The following is a 17,851-nucleotide window of genomic DNA, read 5'->3' on the forward strand; positions in this document are numbered from 1 at the left end:
AACCAAGAAGCGTTTAAGCTCCAAGAAAGTTAAGTACGACCTTGAAGCTTAAAATGAGAGATGGTATCTACAATTTTCACTTCTCATTTACTTCTCTATCCCTTCTCTTTGTGCATTTTTGTATTAAAGCTCAATTAATCACAAAGAGGTTAAGAGGCGCTTCGCTTTTAGAGAAGTAACTAGCATCTTGCGCGAGCAAGTTTCGCGCCTACAGCTTTCACTTCTCATTTACTCCTCTTTCTCTTCTCTTTGTGCATTTTTGTATTAAAGATCAATAAATCATAAAGAGGTATAGAGGCGCTTCGCTTTTAGAGAAGCAACTATCATCTTGCGCGAGCAAGCTTCGCGCCTAGAACTTTCATTTCACGTTGCGGGTTTATCCTTTTAAATTTAAAAAATAAGTTTCGTTAACCCTACTTTAACCCTCTATAGTTTAAGCTAGCTGCATTAATGTAGATTATTCAATTGTACACGCAACTAAGCGCCACTTTTTAAGTTAGGAATAACCACAATGAAACTTACAAAAGATACAACAAGTACGTTAAGCAAAACCACCATAAGCCTGCATTGGATTGTAGCTATTTTAATTATTGGGTTATTAGGCTCAGGCCTATATATGGAAAACTTTAAAGCGTTTTTTCTAATGAGTTGGCACAAGTCATTTGGCGCAATGCTGCTTGCTTTTGCGTTATTAAGAGTAACATGGCGCATTGTAAATGGTTGGCCAAAGCACGATGTTAAACACCCAAATTATGAGCAAGTGTTAGCTAAAATTGTGCATTACGTTCTTATAATAAGCATGTTACTTATGCCTATTTCGGGGCTGATTATGTCGGGCTTTGGTGGGCACGGCGTGGATGTGTTCGGGCTAGAGCTTATACCGCACAACCCCAACCCAGAAAACCCACAAAAAAGCCTCGCTTTTAACCAAGGCTTAGCTGAGATAGGAAAAACCGTTCACGGTATTACAGCAAATGCGCTTCTTATCGCGTTAGGTTTACATATTGTGGGCGCTTTAAAGCACCATATTATTGATAAAGACAACACCCTTACGCGTATGCTTGGCAAAAAGTAGGCAGTTAAAAGTCTTATTTGATCGGTGCTATTTAAGCCGCGATTAAATAAGACTCTCGTCCTACGTGTTTGTGATTGCGCTTAAACGAGCCTTTCCCTTTTTTAGCTTTAACCACTTGAGGTTTAAACACTTTAGAAGTTACTAGCGCCGCCAGCGCATTATGATTAATAACACCTCGGCCGGTGTCTACCGCACTATTATTTGCGGCTTTGGTTTTCGATTTTTTAGCCATTTTATTTCCTAACTATTTATAACAATAAGAACCTTAAGAAGTGGCGATTGTATGCCTAATTTTCAACCTTGCAAGTGTTTTAACGCTCTTTTTCATAATAAATAAACATAAAAAAAGCGCAGTAAATAACTGCGCTTAGTAACCTGAACGCTGGATAATAAAATATGTTGGTATATCTCTTAACCAGAATTCAGGTTAAATAGTTTTATCTCAAATAATTAAAATTCAAAGCTTACTTTTGCATAATAAGTACGCCCGTCAAAGCCGTAAGGCAATGCACGTACAGGGTATTTAAACGCGCCGTTGGTAATAAAGTTAAGCACTTCGTCATCACCTAGCTCATCTGGGGTTTCATCAAAAATATTATCAGCCCCTACCGATACGTTAAATATTTCGTTAATTTGGTAGCTAACGTTTAAATCCACTAGTACTGCTGATTCAACTGTACTAGTTGGTTTAAACGACCCCGTAGGCGAAAGCTCACCTGGTAAAGGGATGTGGTCATTACCAAAGTATTTAACGTCTGTTTCGCCAAAGTAATTAAAGCGAAGCGTTGTTTCATACGCATCACGCTCATAGTCAAACGTTAAAGTTGCGCGCTCACCTGGCTGGCCGTCGGTAAAAAAGCTACGTTGTAAATCATCAAACGCCACCGACTCAGGAATACCTTCTTCTGCGTTCACGTTATCAATTTTAGTGTCGTTTAAGTTACCCGCAAAGGTTACTCCAAAATTACCGCCCTCTACATCAGTACGGTAAGAGGCAATAATATCAACACCTTGTGTAGTTGAATCTACAGAGTTTGAAAAGTAGTTAGCTTGCACTGCGCCGGTTGCTTGAAGCGCGGCTACGGCTTCATCGCTAAAGGCAACATCCTCTGCAGAAAGTAAACTACCAAGCGTAATACGGTCTTTAATTTCTACGCGGTAAAAATCAACCGTTAACGAAAGCTCACTTGTTACATCGTAAACAAAACCAGCACTGTAGTTAGTTGAGGTTTCAAGCTCTAGGCTATCTACACCTAACGCACTTGGAAAAGCAGTCCCCGTATTTGCAGTGAACGACTGCGTAAGTGTGCCGTCTGAGCCTAGGTTAGTTGTAAATGCGGTATAACCACTTTGCTGAAGCGATGGCGCTCTAAAACCAGTAGATACCGCACCACGTACTGCAAAGTCATCGTTAAATTCATAACGTGTTGCTAATTTACCAATTAAGTCATCGCCCGCATCTGAAAAGTCTTCATAGCGCAACGCACCACTTACGTTCCATGCATCCGTTACCATGGTTTCTACATCTACATAAAATGCGTAGCTGTGGCGATCGCTCTTGTTTGTTGCCTCTGGGCGCAAACCGTTATAAGCCTGAAAACCACACTCAGCAAATTGATCAGGATCGTTTACTGAAGGGTACGAAGCATCGGTATTTGCCAAGCCACATGCGTAAGAGGCTTCATCGCCAGGTACTATTTCGTAGTTTTCTTTACGGTATTCAGCACCAATAGTTACATATAAAGGCTCATTGCGGCCAATATCAACAATGCCGTTAAAATCAGCATTAACTGTTGTTTGATCAAATCTAAAACCACCAGAGTAACCGCCGCTTGGGCCTGCATTGGCTGCTATACCGGCATCGCTTGCATCTGGGTTATTAAATACGTACTCCGCCGCATAAGAGGCATTTATAGTATTACGTGAGGTAAAGTCGTATTGGTTTTCACCATACACTGCCGATACATCGTATCCCCAATCTGGGTTTATATCGCCTCTAAAACCAACCGCTACTGAAATATCTTCAGCTTCGTTATAAATGCGGGGTAAAAAACCATCGCTGTATACTTGCGTTACATTTTTAGACGCTTCGTTAAAGTTACGGTAAAAACCATTACCCAGCGCGGTGCGCTCAGAGTAGCCACCAAATGAGTACAATTCGCTGTCGCCCATTGGCAAAGCCATGTTGTAAAACAACGAGGTAAATTCACTTTCTGAGTTACCTTGGCTCCAACGTACATCTTCACTCAGCGTGCCTGGCTCAACATTTAACGACCCACCGGTATCGCGCTCTGCACGGTTAGTGCCATCGGCATCACGATACTCAAGCGATAAATTAATAAAGCCGCCTTCGCTACCTAAGTCAAAACCACGGTTTAAACCTGCAGAAAGCGTATCGCCGTCGCCTTCACTGGTGCCGCCGTACTGTACGTAACCCGTTGTTACGCCAGTTGAATTATTAAGCGATAAGTTAATTACGCCAGCTATCGCGTCAGAGCCATATTTAGCTGCTGCGCCATCGCGTAGTACTTCTACACCTTTAAGCGCAGTTAGCGGAATGGCGTTCATGTCGGTGCCGGCTGCGCCTGCACCTACAGTGCCGTTAAGGCCAAAAATAGACTGATTATGGCGGCGCTTACCGTTAACCAACACTAACGTTTGATCTGGTTGTAAGCCGCGCAGCGTTGCTGGTCTAAATAAATCAGAGCCATCAGATACTTGCGTACGAGAAAAGTTAAACGACGGGGCAGTAGCTTGCAGACTCTGCCCTAGTTCTGTAAAGCCGCCTTTGTTTAAATCATCAGCGTCTATTAAATCAATAGGTGACGAAGACTCAGTAGAGGTGCGGTTAGAAACGCGCGACCCTAATACAGAAATTTGTTCGATATTTTGTGCAGCCTCAACAGGTGCTTCTTGAGCGCTTACAATGCTTGGTGCGCTTACGGCAAACGCAACAGCGGCAGCTAATGTATTTAAACGGTATGTTGACATGGTGACGACCCTGTTTAGTGTGTTCTTTAATATTTGTTATTGCGATGTAACGCATCGCACTGGGGAACATCCTAGCAACATATGCAAATAAAAAGAAATGAAAAAAACTAAATAATAGGTCTAACTATGCAAAAAAATGTAAATACTAAAAAATAACACTTAAACTTGTTTAAAACGCATACAATTAAGGATTTTAATTTCAACCCCAAATTAAATTAACACTTTATTTACAATAGGTTTATCACGCTTTCTTGTACTTTTACGGGTAACCAACAACAAATGGTAGTACCTGTTCCTAAAGTACTGCTAACTTCTATTTTTCCGCTGTGATCTTGCAAAATAAAGTTAACAACGGTCATTCCTATTCCTAATGAGTGGGCTGTTTTATGTGTAGTAAAAAAAGGCTTAAAAATGTGCGCTTGGGTATTTTCATCCATTCCACAACCGTTATCTTTCACTTTTATACATACCCCCTCATTTTGCTGCGTTACGCTTAGTTCAATAATGGTGCCTTTTTCTAATTCATGTTCGCACGCTTGTTGAGCATTTAATAACAGCTCAACAAAAATTTGATGAATAGACGACAGCTCCCCCCAAATAAGCGGCACTTGCTCAAAATTGGTTTTTATTTCGCAGTATTTAAGCTGCCCTTGCAACACGCCTAAAGCAGAGCCTGCAACCTCGCTTACATCTAAATATTGCTTGTTATGGGTACTTGTAAATTGGCTAAGGTTTAATAAATTATGCACGGTTTGCTTTATGCGCTTTAAACCATCTAGGCTTTCGCTCAACTGCGAGTAAATTTCGTGTCCATTCCATGCCAGTTCGTATTGTTTTTTTAGATCAACCAACACGTTTTTAAATTGCCATGAATTTAATTGGCCGGTTAAAAACTGCTCGTTATAGTGAAGAGATTTTGATAAAAGAGGGCTAACATATTGCAAGCTTTCTATATTACTAATTACATACGAAAGCGGGTTATTTATTTCGTGCGCAATACTGCAAGACAAAACACCCACACTTGCCATTTTGTCGGCCTGAACAAACATTTGCTGATACAAAGACAGCTCCGCAACGTTTTTGGTTAGTTCGCCATTTAACACAACTAACAATTGGCTTTTATCGGCAAGCAGTTGCTCTGCGGCTATACGCTTTTGCTGCTCATCTAAAAAGGCTTGTTTGTAGTCGTCGGTTAAAGTGCTCATCCTATTCGCTCCATAAATACGCATCCATGTATAACGTTTAGTTTGCCATACGTAATTATGCAAACTAGGGGCAATTTTTAGGCTATGCTTATTATTTTAAAAGGTAGCACTATGACCAAACCAGCAGACGCTGCACATTCAATCACTGCCGTAGATGTACTTTGTGTTGATGACGACGAAATTGTTCTGCGCTCACTAACCTCCTTATTAAAAAATAATAACTTTAGTTTTATGACCTGCAAAAGCCCAGTGCAAGCGCTTGAGCTTTTAAACAGCCACGAATTTAGCTTAATTATTAGCGACATGAAAATGCCCACCATGAATGGCGCGCAATTTTTAGAGCAAGCCCGTAACAAAGCCCCCGAAACACAACGTATTTTATTAACCGGCTACGCCGAAATAGAAACCACCCTAGCCGCTGTAAACCTAGCGCAAATTAACGGCTACATACAAAAGCCATGGCAAAACGATATGCTTTTGCGCAGCATAAACGACAGCATCGAAAAATTTCGGCTAAAAAAACAAAACAAGCAACTCGAGCAGCAAGTAAAACAGCAAAACAAAGAACTTCTCGAATTAAATAACTCGTTAGAGCAACGAGTAGAAAAGCGTACAAAGCAAATTAAGCAGGTACTTAAACAGCTAGAAGATGCCAACGAGCGCGAAAAACACGAACACAAAGCCACCGTGGAGCTACTTTATAATTTTATAAACGCCAATCCGTACTTAGATGGCAACAAAGCGCAAAAAATTGCCGACACCTGCACCCAAATAGCACTGTACTTAAACCTCTCGCAAAAAAGTATAGATTTAGCCCCCATGGCGGGTTATTTAGCGCAAATAGGTTTGCTTGCTATGGACCCTGAGCTCTATAAAAAGCCAGTGAGCCGGCTAAGCGAGCAACAGCGCAAAGCCTTTTATACACACCCAAGCACAGCACAATTAATGCTTATGCCTGCTATACATTTACATGATGTATCTGATGCAATTTATCATCAATATGAGCGCTTTAACGGTAACGGTTTACCAAAAGGATTAGCAGCAAACGACATCCCTATTGGCGCTATGGTGCTTAGCGTTGCTCGCGATTATTGGAACGCATTTGAACAAAGCCAAAGCCCCACAGACAAAGAGCGCCACAGCGATGCGCTCGAAAGCGTTAAAATGTACAGTGGCACTTTTTACCACCCTAAAATTGTGCGCGCACTCGAGGCAAGCCATAGCAAATTAAATGAGCAACTTAATAATGCGGGCTCTATCATTATATGCAGCGCTCAAGAGCTAAAAGCCAATATGATTTTAGGCCATACGTTACACAGCCACAGCGGTATTATGTTGTTACCTAAAGGCCATGTGTTTGGTAAAAAATCCATCGAAAAACTACAGCAACTAGAAGCCAAAAAACCGACCCCATTTAGAATAATGGTAAAAAGCGCTAAATGAGTGATCTAAACTGTGGCTTTTTTCGTTACAATTACCGTAAATAAGCTAAACTAATTCAAACAGGTACCTGTTAATCTGGGTATAAATTTTAAACTGTTTAATACCAATCCGCTTAATTAAGTAATTTATTTTGAGGGTGGAAAAACGTGTAGATAGCTAGGCAAAAAAATTCGCTATTTAGTTGTTCTAAATGAGAGTTTTTTAACGCTGGTAGCGACACGTTTAGCCCCGCAAAATAATTAAGTATTATTGCGAATTGGTATCACATTGCTTTAAGGAGCACAGCGTGTCGCGATTTTCTGCAGTCACTGACAATCCCCACGACGGACGTTTTAATCAAAAAACGGGCATTTTACTTACCAACTTAGGCAGTCCAGACGCGCCCACCCCTGCGGCACTGCGTACCTACTTACGTGAATTTTTATCCGATCCGCGCATTGTAGAAATTCCACGTTTAGTGTGGATGATAATACTGCACGGTATAATTTTGCGTATTCGCCCTAAGCGCTCAGCAAAACTATACGAAAGCATTTGGACCGAAAACGGCTCGCCGCTAACGCATATTACCCGCCTGCAACGCGACAAACTAAACGCGCTACTCCAAGAGCAAGGTTATACCAATACCGAAGTTGTTATGGCCATGCGTTACGGCAACCCTTCAATAGAGGCGGGCCTTGAAGCGCTGCGTGATAAAGGCCTAACGCGCATAATTGTACTACCGCTTTACCCGCAATATTCAAGCCCTACCACCGGCTCAACATTTGATGCCGTATCAAGAGTATTGCAAAAATGGCGCTGGGTGCCAGAGCTACACTTTGTAAATGGTTATCACAAAAACACCGCTTACATTGATTCATTAGCTAGCAGCATAAGTGAAGATTTAGAAAAAAACGGCATGCCACAAAAATTAGTTTTTTCATACCACGGTATGCCAAAGCTATTTTTAGATAGAGGCGACCCTTACCACTGCCTATGTTTGCAAACCACGCGTTTAGTGGTTGAAAAACTAGGCCTTGATAAAGATAAAGTAATTAGCACTTTTCAAAGCCGCTTTGGTAAAGCCGAATGGTTAAAGCCATACACCGACGCCACGCTTGCATCGTTACCTGATGAAAACATTACCGACGTAGCAATTTTAAGCCCTGCTTTTAGCGCCGACTGCTTAGAAACACTCGAAGAGCTTGAAGAAGAAAACCGCGAAATTTTTGAAAACGCAGGCGGCGAAAAGTACCGTTATATAGCCGCTTTAAACGACAGAGACGATCACATCAACGCTTTATATGATGTGCTAAAACCAATGCTTTAAACACATCTTTATTGCCTTAACGTAAAAAAGCGGTGTTAAATTTCAACACCGCTTTTTTAGTTGTAAGATAAGCATTTATTAAATGTCATAGCCACTATTTTACGCGAGCAAGCTTCGCACCTACAACTTTCACTTCTCATTTAATCCTCATTCCCTTCTCTTTGTGCATTTTTGTATTAAAGATCAATAAACCACAAAGAGGTTTAGAGACGCTTCGCTTTTAGAGAAGCAACTAACATCTTGCGCGAGCAAGCTTCGCGCATACTGACAAAATTAACACCGAGGTAAATTACCTTGTAGACGTGCAGCTTGCTGGCGTTTTAAAAGCAACGCTTTTACCTGTTTTAACCTATTCGTTAACGCTTTTCTTTAACTTTTACGGGTGATCATCAACGTACAAACGCCGGCAATTATTCCCCAAAACGCAGAGCCCACCGAGAGCATGGTTAAATCAGATGCGGTTACCAAAAATGTAACTATTGCAGCCTCTGTGTATTGGGCTGAGCTTAAAGCTTGCTGCAAGCTATTAGCAATGGTGCCAAACAGCGCAATACCCGCTAAGGCTAAAATTAATGCCTGCGGCAAACTTGCCACTAAACCAACAAGCGTTGCCGCGCAAAGTGCCATAACAATATAAAATACGCCTGCGGCAATACTTGCCCAATAGCGTTTATCGGGGCTTTTATCGGCCTCGTCGCTCATACAAATAGCAGCGGTAATAGCGGCTAAATTAATAGAGTACGTACCAAACGGGGCTGTTAAAATATTAATAAAACCAGTTACGTTAAGCGTAGCTGAGATAGGCGCTTTATAATTATGAGCCTTTAGTACAGCAATACCCGGTAAGTTTTGTGAGGTCATGGTCACTATATAAAGCGGTAAGCCAATACTTATACACGCTTGCAAGTTAAACACCGGCGCTATGTATGCAAACTCACTTATTTTCCAATGAATAGCGCCAGTATCAATATGCCCCATTTGCCACGCCAGTAGCACGCCTGCAACTAAAACGCTAAGCATGGCAAAACGCGCAAAAAATCGTTTTCCTAAAAAATACATAAGCACCATTAGGCCTATAACCAGTGGTAGCTCATTCATAAAATTAAATACATCTATACCAAAGGTGACCAATACGCCTGCCAGCATGGCACAGGCAAGTTCGCTCGGGATGCGGTTCATTATTTTTTCAAACCAACCGGTAACCCCAGACACAAAAACCAATGTAGCGGCAAACATAAATGCACCAATGGCTTCGCCTAAATGGTAGCCCTGCGCGCTGGAAATAAGTAAAGCCGCCCCAGTGGTAGACCATGCAATTAAAACGGGCACTTTATAATAATACGACAACCCAATAGTGGTTATACCCATTACCAGCCCTAGCATTAAAAGCCAGCTTGCGACTAAATCGGGCGTGCCGCCAAGGGTTATAACAACTTGATAAATAAGCGCAATAGAACTTGAAAAACCAATAATAACAGCCACCAACCCTGCGGTTGCTCGATTAAGCAGCTGATCGGAAAACGTCATAAAATCCCTCTTAATTTTAGATTTTTAAGCCCACAACATACGTTGCCTATTTACGCTTTGCAATTAGCGTTTACGCTATTAAGCGTGAAAAATATTCATTATTTTAAAATTTTTTTTACCTATAAAGATCACACCTTTCATTGCCAAATTAAAAACAAAAACAATTATTCGCTTACGCTTACACCCCGCTAAAACTCCATGAAAACCCATCCTTTTTAGCTCAACAAACCAAACCCATTATAGGTAAATTGTTTATTTACAATCATTTACAATGCAAATAATTAGCACTTTTATACTACCACTACTAACTTGATCTAATTCTCTAGATGATATAAAACGTAACAATTAGTTAACTAAAAACCCCGTAAGAGAAACAAATGAAACGCGCTATTTTAATAATTGTTGCCCTTGGTCTATCTGCATTTGCTATTTATAAGCTGCTATTTAATACCGAAAAACCTCAGCAGGTAACGGCGCCTGTTGCAGTGGATATAGTGCCCGTTGACTCTCAATTTGCAGTAAATAAAAAAGCACTGCAGCTCATAGATATGAGTAAAGATCCCGTTAACGTAAAACCTAAAACCATTGAGGCACCAGCGCAAAGCAACCAGTTTGAAGCTATAAACAAGGTATCTGCAAAAGCGAAAGAGGTACTTACCAACGCCAACGTACTACCAAGCGATTTAAACAACGAAGCCTACATAGAGTTCGACCTAAATACGTTACAAGCCCTTGAAGTTGGCGACTCGTTTGATATTTCAATCCCGCAAACCGTTGAAACCTACAGCGCCGAAATCACCTCGTTATCGGAGGCGAGTAATGGCGATAAAAGCATATTTGGCCAAGTTATTGGTGCCAATGGGCAACTACACACCACGGTTATGACCGTAGGAAACGATGCAATTTATGGGCAATTTACCGCACCTAGCGGCAATTACGTTTTTGAAAGTAAAGGTAAATATGGCTGGATTGCAGCAAAACGCGACTTATACCAAAACCACATAGAGCATCACGTAGATGCGCCCACACCAAAAACAGATAAAACCATAGATATGTTTGCCCCAAAAAAAACTGAACAACCCAACACGCAGTAACCCAACTAAATCAATCAGCAGTAAAACTTCCAACCACTACATAAGTAAGGAAATATAAAAATGAAAAAACTAATCACTACGGCAGCCATTGCCAGCGCGCTATTTGCAACCAGTGCAGCACAGGCAGTAACGATTGATATTGGTATTTTATATACCGACCAATCGGCCGCAGCTACGAGCAATATAAACACTAAAATAAACCAGCTGATCGCCTTTAGTAACCAGGTTTATAGCCAAAATGGGGTAGACATTACACTACGTTTAGCGGGCACAGAAAACCTAGGCGATTACGCAATTACACCGTCTGAAGATTGGTTAGATGCAGTAACTAACAGCAGCTACGTAGATGGTTTACGCACTAGCTGGAAAGCCGATATGGTTGCCGTACTTGGTACAGGCCAAAGTGCGGGTAATGGTTTAATCTCGTGTGGTTTAGCTTGGGTTGGCCAAGGCACTAACGGTAATTTATACAGCTCAATGAGCGACCGTATGTACTCTATTACTGCTATTGACTGTGGTGCCACTACGTTTGTACACGAACTTGGTCATAACCAAGGCCTAGCGCACTCACGTAAACAAGGCGATACATCGGGCGGCGTATATGTTGATGGAATGGGCCACGGCGTACAAAACGAATTTGCAAGTATAATGGCTTACCCGCATGTTTACGGTAGTGCAACGCAATACGATTACTTCTCTAACCCTAATTGGAGCGTAAATGGCTTGGCTTTTGGTGTAACTAACCAAGCGTATGCTATTCGTACGGTTACCGACACTAAAACAAGCATTGCTAACTTTAAGTAAGTGATTTAAAGCAGGCTGTATTTAGCCCACTTATAATTATTTCCCTTTAGAGCGCATTTGCGCTCTTTTTTATTTAGCTTAGGGGCTGTTGTTCTTTCAAGGTTAAATCACTGAAAGCCTAAAAGTGCGCAGCTAATTAATGCACTACTATTTTTTGTTTAATAGCAGGCATTAACGTTTTACCGTCACCATCTACTTTACTTAAAAGCTTAAGCCCCATCACTTTTGCAAGTACCGGGTAAATATCAAGATTATTTACCTTTTCAAGGCTTAGCCCTTGTTTAAAAGCAGGCCCTACAGCAATTAACGTAGCCGCCATATCATCGGTATAGGCATAGCCATGAGTACCTAAATACATTGCTTTGCCTTCGTTAGTAAATACCGCAGGCGCATTAGTTTGCACAACAATATCGCCCACACGAGTGCCTTTATTGTAGTGATATGCCGCTAATTGCTCGTCGTTTAATACCTTATAACGCCCGTTTGCTGCTTGTTGCAAACGTTGTTTGTAAGTTGCAATTTGCTCGCTTGTTACAGCAAGCTTTGCATAAATAAGTAATCGCGGGCCGGTATTTTTAACTATAAAATTATCGTTTTTAGGCAATGTAGAAACATCAATACTTTGCTCTGGGTTTACATGCGCCATACCGTGATCGGATACAATAACAAGGTTAATCTCTTGCTCTAGCTTGCTTAAACGGGTTTGTAATTGGCCCATTAGTTCATCTAATTGTTTTACCGCATCGCGGGTTTGCGGTGCATCTGGGCCAAACTCGTGGCCCATGCTATCAACAAGTGAAAAATAACTTGCCACAAAACGTGGGCGCTGCGCTTTAGGTAAGCTTAGCCACTGTACTATTTGATCAACACGGCCTTGGTACTCACTGTATTTAGAATAATGAAAGTAATAGTCGGGCGTCATACCGTTAAAACGCGCATCCGACTCTGGCCAAAAATAAGTAGCCGACTTTAGCCCCTGCATTTTTGCTAAATTCCAAAGTGGAATGCCGTTTACCCACGTGTTATCGCGCATACCTTTACCCATGCTGTAGCACTCGTTTTTACGGGCTTTATCACAAAAGTTATTATCTACAATGCCATGATTTACCGGCAGCAACCCTGTAATAATAGAAATATGGTTAGGAAACGTTTTTGTTGGGTAAACAGGCATTAGTTTTTGCGCGCGTACACCTTTAGCAGCCATTGCTTTTAAATTAGGCGCGCCGTGTTTTTCTATATAATCCCAACGCATGCCATCTATTGATATAAGTACAACGGTTTGCTCTTTTGCCGCATATGCCGCTTGGCTGGCTAACACTAAAAGAGCCAACATCATGGCCTTTAAAAATACATACTTCATTACAAATACTCGCCTACATTAAAATGCGTTAAATACTGAAAAATATAGCTTTATAATACAATTGCCAGGCCTTAAATGATACAAGCACCTGTACCTAACTCGTCTAGATGTATATATTAACTAGTAAGTATTTAAAACGAATGACAACGCGCATTTACTTTGCCAGTCGTCACCACTAAGCAAGGACTCCGATGACTATCGACTTTAGTAAAAAAATAACCCCAGCGCGCATGTATCGCACGACTGCAAATTTACAAATGGCGATGGAAAGCGATCGCGGTCGTATAATTAACAGTGCAGCTATTCGTAGGTTGCAGCAAAAAACCCAAGTTTTTCCGCTGGAGCGAAACGCTGCGGTGCGCTCGCGCTTAACTCACTCACTAGAAGTACAGCAAGTTGGCCGTTTTATAGTACAGCGCATTTTTGCAAATTTAAGCTTTGAGCAACAAACCGAGTTTGGCTTAAAAGGGCTAGAGCGCCCACTAGAAAGCCTAGTAGAAATGGCCTGCCTAATGCACGATATAGGCAACCCACCCTTTGGACATTTTGGCGAAGCTGCCATAAATCACTGGTTTAATAACAATTTAGCAAGTGTGACACCAGCGCGCTGCCAAGAACAAAATACCGGCATAGGGGTTATTTTTAAGCATCTAGCGCACGATATTTGTAATTTTGAAGGCAACGCCCAAGGCATACGCATAATTCATTCGCTACTGGGGTTAAACTTAACTTATTGCCAAAGCGCGGGCATTTTAAAGTACACCCGCCCCGCGGGATTAAACCCAAAAGACATACCACAAAATAAAAACTACTTAATGAAAAAAGTAGGTTACTACTACAGCGAAAAAACCTTTGTAGAGGCACTGCAAAACGAGCTGGTTATAGAGCCATACTGCCGCCATCCGGCAAGTTACATAATGGAAGCCGCCGACGATATATCGTATTGCTTAGCCGACATAGAAGACGCCGTAGAAAAAGACATAATAACCACCGAGCTACTTTGTCAGCAGCTAAAAAGTGAATATAAAAAAGCCCTTATAAACCTAACCATTGACGACACCGAACACCTAAATTTTGTAGATAAAGCAGTAGATTACGCACTAGAGCGCGCCAACGCGCAGCCTTACAACTTTAATAGCGAATTTTTTATTTACCTACGCGTGGCCTTGCTTCACCCACTTGTAAACCACGCCGCTAAGCGTTTTATAGAGCACATTGAGCCTATTTACCACGGCGACTTTAACCAAGCATTATTAGAAGATAACAGCCACTTACATGCCGTTACTAAAACCCTTAAACAGGTGGCGCTTAAGCATGTGTTTTCTCACAAAGAGGTAGAAAAACTCGAACTACAAGGCTATCGCATAATTAACGGCCTGCTCGATTGTTATAGACCACTGCTACAACTTAACAGCGACGATTTTAAACGCGCATTAAATGGCGACTCACGATTATTAATCGAATCGCGTTTGGTTAAAAAGCTCTCTAAAAAGCACTTAAATAGTTATCAGCACGCCATAGATGCCATGCAAGAAGAGCCCGATCACTTTGCCGCTTACGAGTTTTACTATCGCTGTAGGCTAATTCAAGATTACATAAGTGGCATGACCGACCAATTTGCCTACGACGAGTACCGCAGCCTAATGGTGATTGATTAACTAGAGCGTGTTGCTGGGTGGTTTTTACTTATTTCACTAGGTTACAAACCTCACGCCGCGATTTAGTCGCCCTTAGTGCCTAGATATATTTTAATTTTGCGCTTAAAATCAGACTATTGATACTTAAGCACCGTGTTTTATGATTATTAGACTCTCTCAACTTATTTTTTGCTTTGCTTTATTTTACAGCAGCCAAAGTGCTGCCTATAACGAAGCCATGTGTATTTTAATTAAGCAAGAAATGCAGCAGTACAGTAATAATAAAGCCAGTGCCAAATACCGCAGCGCCGCACGCGATTTTAAAAGAAACTGTAATAAACCCAAGCAAGTACAAACAAAACCAAAACCAGTAGAGCCGCCAGTAGTTGAACAAGAGCCACAACCACTTGCCCTTACCCCCGAGCAAGAACAACAACTGCTTGAGCAAATAACTGCGGCCGAAAAAGCTATAAAACAAAGCGCAAGCAAAGCAACTACAAGTACTCAGCCTACAAACCAAATAAGCCAGCAAAGCTCAGAAATTAACGAGCCTGAGGCTGCGCCAATTAATACAGTAAAGGATGCGCCAAGCACACCTAAGGGTGAACTTGCGCCAAATAGCAGCGAGTTAATACCTACCACTAGCCAAGCGCAGCCGGTGGCCACTGAAACAGGCCCAAAAGCAGCGCCTAAAATAGAGCCTAAAAAAGAGCAGCCAACGGTTAATACAACACCCAAACCCGCACCTGTACTTATACCTACGCCAGTTGAAGAGCCACCAAGTTCATTATTGTTACCAAGTTTGCTACTGCTTATTGTGGTATTAATTGGCGCCATGGTGGTTATACGTTTACGCCGCGCTAAACAAAATAAGCCCGAGCCGCCGGTTGCTCCACCGGCTACAGCCCCAACTAAAGCGATGACTAAAAACAACAAAAGCGCAGCGCAAGCAGCACCACCCAAAACGGCTCCAGCCCCAAGTGATGAGCTTTCAAAACCAGTTGTGCCAACGGTTTCGGTCCCGAGCGAGCCTGAGCCTGAACATGCAAGCTCTAATGCACCAATAAACGAGACAATTAACGAGCCATTGCCTGCCAATACGCAAGCCACAGAGGCTGAGCCAGAACAAGCTAAACCAGAAGAAGATGCGCCGGCACCTGAACCTAAAAAAGTAGCGCCAGAGCCAAACACCGCAGAGTTTGAAGCTGCCGCAAAAAATACATTAGCGCGTATTCAAAGTGCAAAAGGCTTTACAGAGCCCGAGATAAGAGAGTTTAACCCAGACGCACCTTCGGTTAAGCGCACGCGTAAACACAAAGCCGCCGCAGTAGAACAGCCAAAAGCAGAGCCCGTTGAAGAAGTAAAACCACAAGAGTCTACTCTTATAAACGAACCGGCTGCGCCTAGTAACCCTGTCACTGAGCCTAATACCAGCGCGCATCTGCATACAGCCGATAAAAACAGCGAGCTTGATCAAACCACGCTAAATAGCGAACACGACTTTAAAGAGCCCGAAATTCGTACCTACAATCCAGATGCGCCTTTAAAACCAAGTAAAGAGCCTGCACAAGCTACAGTTTCAGCAAAACCAAATAACGAACCCACGTTAGAGGCGCCAATATCAACAGCCCACCAACCACAACCAACTCAAGAAAAGCCAGCGCAACCAGAGGCCGATAGTACGCCCAAGCAAAGTGATTCTAGCAACCCATTTGCAAACCTTTCGCTAGATGAAAGCTGGGACCCAAATTCAGATAAAAAGCCCGTGATTGAGGAAAAAAAGAAAGCGCCTAAATCACAAGCCTTAATAGAGGCAGAAGAGCGCGCTAAAAACATGCAAACAAAAGAATAGCCGAGCAAATAAGCTTGATATTATTGCTCTAAACAAATAATTTTTAACGCAGCAAGTACACTATTTAAAGATAAAATTGCTATTACTCAATTACCAGCACAAAAAAGCGGCCACAAGGCCGCTTTGTTGTTTAAAAATATAGAGTTGTATTAATGCGCTTAATTAAGCGAGCTATTTTGAGTATGGATTTAAAACTGAGAAAACGTTTTATTGCTACAAAAATGCGTTGTTTAGTTGTTATAACTAACTAGTTGAAAATTCCTGTACTTTTAGCATCTTTGTATTTTTAACACGGCTAGCGCCAAGTTTGGCGGCTTAAAGTAATTAACTATATATTACGCTTAGTATTATTCGGGGGGCATGTTTTTAATATTTAAATCGTATTGTAAAATACCATCGTTATTAACCGCCACACCCGCTAATTGCACAGAGTGATTAGCAAACTCTTCAGACGCCGACAAATGCGCTAACACGCCGGCTATGTCTTCGTGTTTAGGTTGGCCGTCGGTTGCCACAATGCCTGCATTACAATCGTTTTGCTTACACTCAAAGCTGTATAAAAATAGCGACTTTTCAGCAAAGCTGCTTTGCACTTTATCTAAAAACGCTTGCTCTGACTGTGCTAAATCAAGCGTACTTTGAATTTGAGCAGCGCTTTCTAGCTCAGAGTATTCACCTACCTCTTGGGGAGTAATCACTATTTGCTCGGTAAGTGCAGTGCCTTCTTTATTAGTTACATCGTGGCTACTTTGCATTGCTTGTATGTCTACCACCAGAGGTTGAGCAGGCTGCACAGCCGTGGTGTTAGTTATTGAGTTGGGTAGCTTATTTTGAGCCAAGGCGGTCAAATCGTTTTTAAACACGTACAAAGTTGCAGCAGTGATAGCGCATGCAATGAGTAATTTGTTCATAATACTTCCCTCCTTCAACCAATTTACGCAATACAATTAAGTGAAATGCTTTTTAAGTGTAGCCAATGTTAATATTATGTTTTGTTTGGGTGTGTACTGTCAATCTTTAATACTAGACAGTGCAAATTAAAAGAACAATTTTATCAATGTTAATATTTAATGAACCACTGGTAAGCTCAGCGCGCCACATTATAATGCTAGCAATAGCTACACGCTCATTTTGCAACCAGGCAGCACGTTATTTATTTGTAACAAGCTGTAAAAAACAACTCTTTTTATGACCACACCTCAATCAAAAAGTTTGCGTTTATTGTTACTAAAACTTAAATAAAATTACCCAAAGTAAATAACCGCATAATTAAAACCATACACAGCAGCTTTAATTTGCTAAAAGATGCAAAGATTACATAAAGAAAGGCACTAACATGTAGGCGCGATTTTATATCGCGCTTGTAGACGTGAGCTTGCTCACGTTAGAAACACAGCTTCTCATTACTTAAAAAATTAACACCGTAAAAGCCCTGCTTTTAAACGAAAGCAATGTGCGTCTACAAGGTTACACCAAGCTTTGCTGTTAGCACTCGACGTAGATACCATCTCTCATTTTAAGCTTCAAGGTCGTACTTAACTTTCTTGGAGCTTAAAC

Annotated in this window: 13 protein-coding genes; 7 read left to right on the forward strand and 6 right to left on the reverse strand. The window is 41.6% G+C overall.

The genetic code is table 11. The features are described from left to right. Positions 1–511: 511 nt before the first annotated feature. On the forward strand, positions 512–1,075 hold the full coding sequence (locus tag AN390_RS19385) for a cytochrome b (protein ID WP_055255813.1): 564 nt from the start codon (positions 512–514) through the stop codon (positions 1,073–1,075). Between the two features lie 31 nt (positions 1,076–1,106). Here AN390_RS19385 and arfA read toward each other — a convergent pair whose 3' ends face one another. The 3 genes from arfA to AN390_RS19400 form a co-directional block, all read right to left on the reverse strand. Further along, the gene (gene arfA, locus AN390_RS19390) at positions 1,107–1,307 is read right to left on the reverse strand and encodes an alternative ribosome rescue factor ArfA (protein WP_055255815.1); all 201 of its coding nucleotides are present in this window, start codon (positions 1,305–1,307) and stop codon (positions 1,107–1,109) included. Between the two features lie 218 nt (positions 1,308–1,525). After that, positions 1,526–4,066 carry a TonB-dependent siderophore receptor gene (locus AN390_RS19395; protein ID WP_055255817.1) on the reverse strand — a complete coding sequence of 847 codons (2,541 nt, stop codon included), beginning with the start codon at positions 4,064–4,066 and terminating at the stop codon, positions 1,526–1,528. 227 nt (positions 4,067–4,293) lie between these two features. Continuing rightward, positions 4,294–5,271: a sensor histidine kinase gene (locus AN390_RS19400; protein ID WP_055255819.1), complete on the reverse strand. Its 978-nt coding sequence runs from the start codon at positions 5,269–5,271 to the stop codon at positions 4,294–4,296. A 111-nt stretch (positions 5,272–5,382) separates the two neighbouring features. Here AN390_RS19400 and AN390_RS19405 point away from each other — a divergent pair, with 111 nt between their 5' ends. Further along, a complete protein-coding gene (locus AN390_RS19405; RefSeq protein WP_055255832.1) occupies positions 5,383–6,714 on the forward strand; it encodes an HD domain-containing phosphohydrolase in 1,332 nt (443 codons plus the stop codon). Between the two features lie 286 nt (positions 6,715–7,000). Beyond that, positions 7,001–8,020: a ferrochelatase gene (hemH, locus tag AN390_RS19410; RefSeq protein WP_055255821.1), complete on the forward strand. Its 1,020-nt coding sequence runs from the start codon at positions 7,001–7,003 to the stop codon at positions 8,018–8,020. Positions 8,021–8,389: 369 nt separating this feature from the next. Here the strand turns inward: hemH and AN390_RS19415 are convergent, their stop codons facing one another. Continuing rightward, complete coding sequence (locus AN390_RS19415) at positions 8,390–9,547, reverse strand: benzoate/H(+) symporter BenE family transporter (RefSeq protein WP_004589605.1); 1,158 nt, start codon at positions 9,545–9,547, stop codon at positions 8,390–8,392. 377 nt (positions 9,548–9,924) lie between these two features. On the opposite strand from AN390_RS19415, the gene AN390_RS19420 reads away from it, so the two are divergent. Together AN390_RS19420 and AN390_RS19425 are read left to right on the forward strand one after the other, a co-directional pair. Continuing rightward, on the forward strand, positions 9,925–10,641 hold the full coding sequence (locus AN390_RS19420) for a hypothetical protein (RefSeq protein WP_055255823.1): 717 nt from the start codon (positions 9,925–9,927) through the stop codon (positions 10,639–10,641). Positions 10,642–10,701: 60 nt separating this feature from the next. Continuing rightward, entirely contained in the window at positions 10,702–11,445 is a 744-nt protein-coding gene (locus tag AN390_RS19425) for a zinc-dependent metalloprotease family protein (RefSeq protein ID WP_004589607.1), read from the forward strand. 136 nt (positions 11,446–11,581) lie between these two features. Here the strand turns inward: AN390_RS19425 and AN390_RS19430 are convergent, their stop codons facing one another. Beyond that, positions 11,582–12,805 carry an alkaline phosphatase family protein gene (locus AN390_RS19430; protein WP_055255824.1) on the reverse strand — a complete coding sequence of 408 codons (1,224 nt, stop codon included), beginning with the start codon at positions 12,803–12,805 and terminating at the stop codon, positions 11,582–11,584. Positions 12,806–12,996: 191 nt separating this feature from the next. On the opposite strand from AN390_RS19430, the gene dgt reads away from it, so the two are divergent. Together dgt and AN390_RS19440 are read left to right on the forward strand one after the other, a co-directional pair. Further along, the gene (gene dgt / locus AN390_RS19435; RefSeq protein ID WP_055255826.1) at positions 12,997–14,463 is read left to right on the forward strand and encodes a dGTPase; all 1,467 of its coding nucleotides are present in this window, start codon (positions 12,997–12,999) and stop codon (positions 14,461–14,463) included. A gap of 139 nt (positions 14,464–14,602) precedes the next feature. After that, positions 14,603–16,294 (forward strand): hypothetical protein, encoded by a 1,692-nt coding sequence (locus AN390_RS19440; protein WP_055255828.1) that lies wholly within the window; start codon positions 14,603–14,605, stop codon positions 16,292–16,294. Positions 16,295–16,641: 347 nt separating this feature from the next. Here AN390_RS19440 and AN390_RS19445 read toward each other — a convergent pair whose 3' ends face one another. Further along, entirely contained in the window at positions 16,642–17,205 is a 564-nt protein-coding gene (locus AN390_RS19445; RefSeq protein ID WP_055255830.1) for a hypothetical protein, read from the reverse strand. Between the last annotated feature and the right edge of the window lie 646 nt (positions 17,206–17,851).

This window comes from Pseudoalteromonas sp. P1-11 (assembly GCF_001399995.1).
Lineage (GTDB): Bacteria > Pseudomonadota > Gammaproteobacteria > Enterobacterales > Alteromonadaceae > Pseudoalteromonas > Pseudoalteromonas atlantica.

What these genes read in the sequence shown, in the direction of transcription:
- AN390_RS19385 (WP_055255813.1), top strand. Translation starts at nt 512, where the DNA reads ATGAAACTTACAAAAGATACAACAAGTACGTTAAGCAAAACCACCATA.
- arfA (WP_055255815.1), bottom strand. Translation starts at nt 1,307, where the DNA reads ATGGCTAAAAAATCGAAAACCAAAGCCGCAAATAATAGTGCGGTAGAC.
- AN390_RS19395 (WP_055255817.1), bottom strand. Translation starts at nt 4,066, where the DNA reads ATGTCAACATACCGTTTAAATACATTAGCTGCCGCTGTTGCGTTTGCC.
- AN390_RS19400 (WP_055255819.1), bottom strand. Translation starts at nt 5,271, where the DNA reads ATGAGCACTTTAACCGACGACTACAAACAAGCCTTTTTAGATGAGCAG.
- AN390_RS19405 (WP_055255832.1), top strand. Translation starts at nt 5,383, where the DNA reads ATGACCAAACCAGCAGACGCTGCACATTCAATCACTGCCGTAGATGTA.
- AN390_RS19415 (WP_004589605.1), bottom strand. Translation starts at nt 9,547, where the DNA reads ATGACGTTTTCCGATCAGCTGCTTAATCGAGCAACCGCAGGGTTGGTG.
- AN390_RS19420 (WP_055255823.1), top strand. Translation starts at nt 9,925, where the DNA reads ATGAAACGCGCTATTTTAATAATTGTTGCCCTTGGTCTATCTGCATTT.
- AN390_RS19425 (WP_004589607.1), top strand. Translation starts at nt 10,702, where the DNA reads ATGAAAAAACTAATCACTACGGCAGCCATTGCCAGCGCGCTATTTGCA.
- AN390_RS19430 (WP_055255824.1), bottom strand. Translation starts at nt 12,805, where the DNA reads ATGAAGTATGTATTTTTAAAGGCCATGATGTTGGCTCTTTTAGTGTTA.
- dgt (WP_055255826.1), top strand. Translation starts at nt 12,997, where the DNA reads ATGACTATCGACTTTAGTAAAAAAATAACCCCAGCGCGCATGTATCGC.
- AN390_RS19440 (WP_055255828.1), top strand. Translation starts at nt 14,603, where the DNA reads ATGATTATTAGACTCTCTCAACTTATTTTTTGCTTTGCTTTATTTTAC.
- AN390_RS19445 (WP_055255830.1), bottom strand. Translation starts at nt 17,205, where the DNA reads ATGAACAAATTACTCATTGCATGCGCTATCACTGCTGCAACTTTGTAC.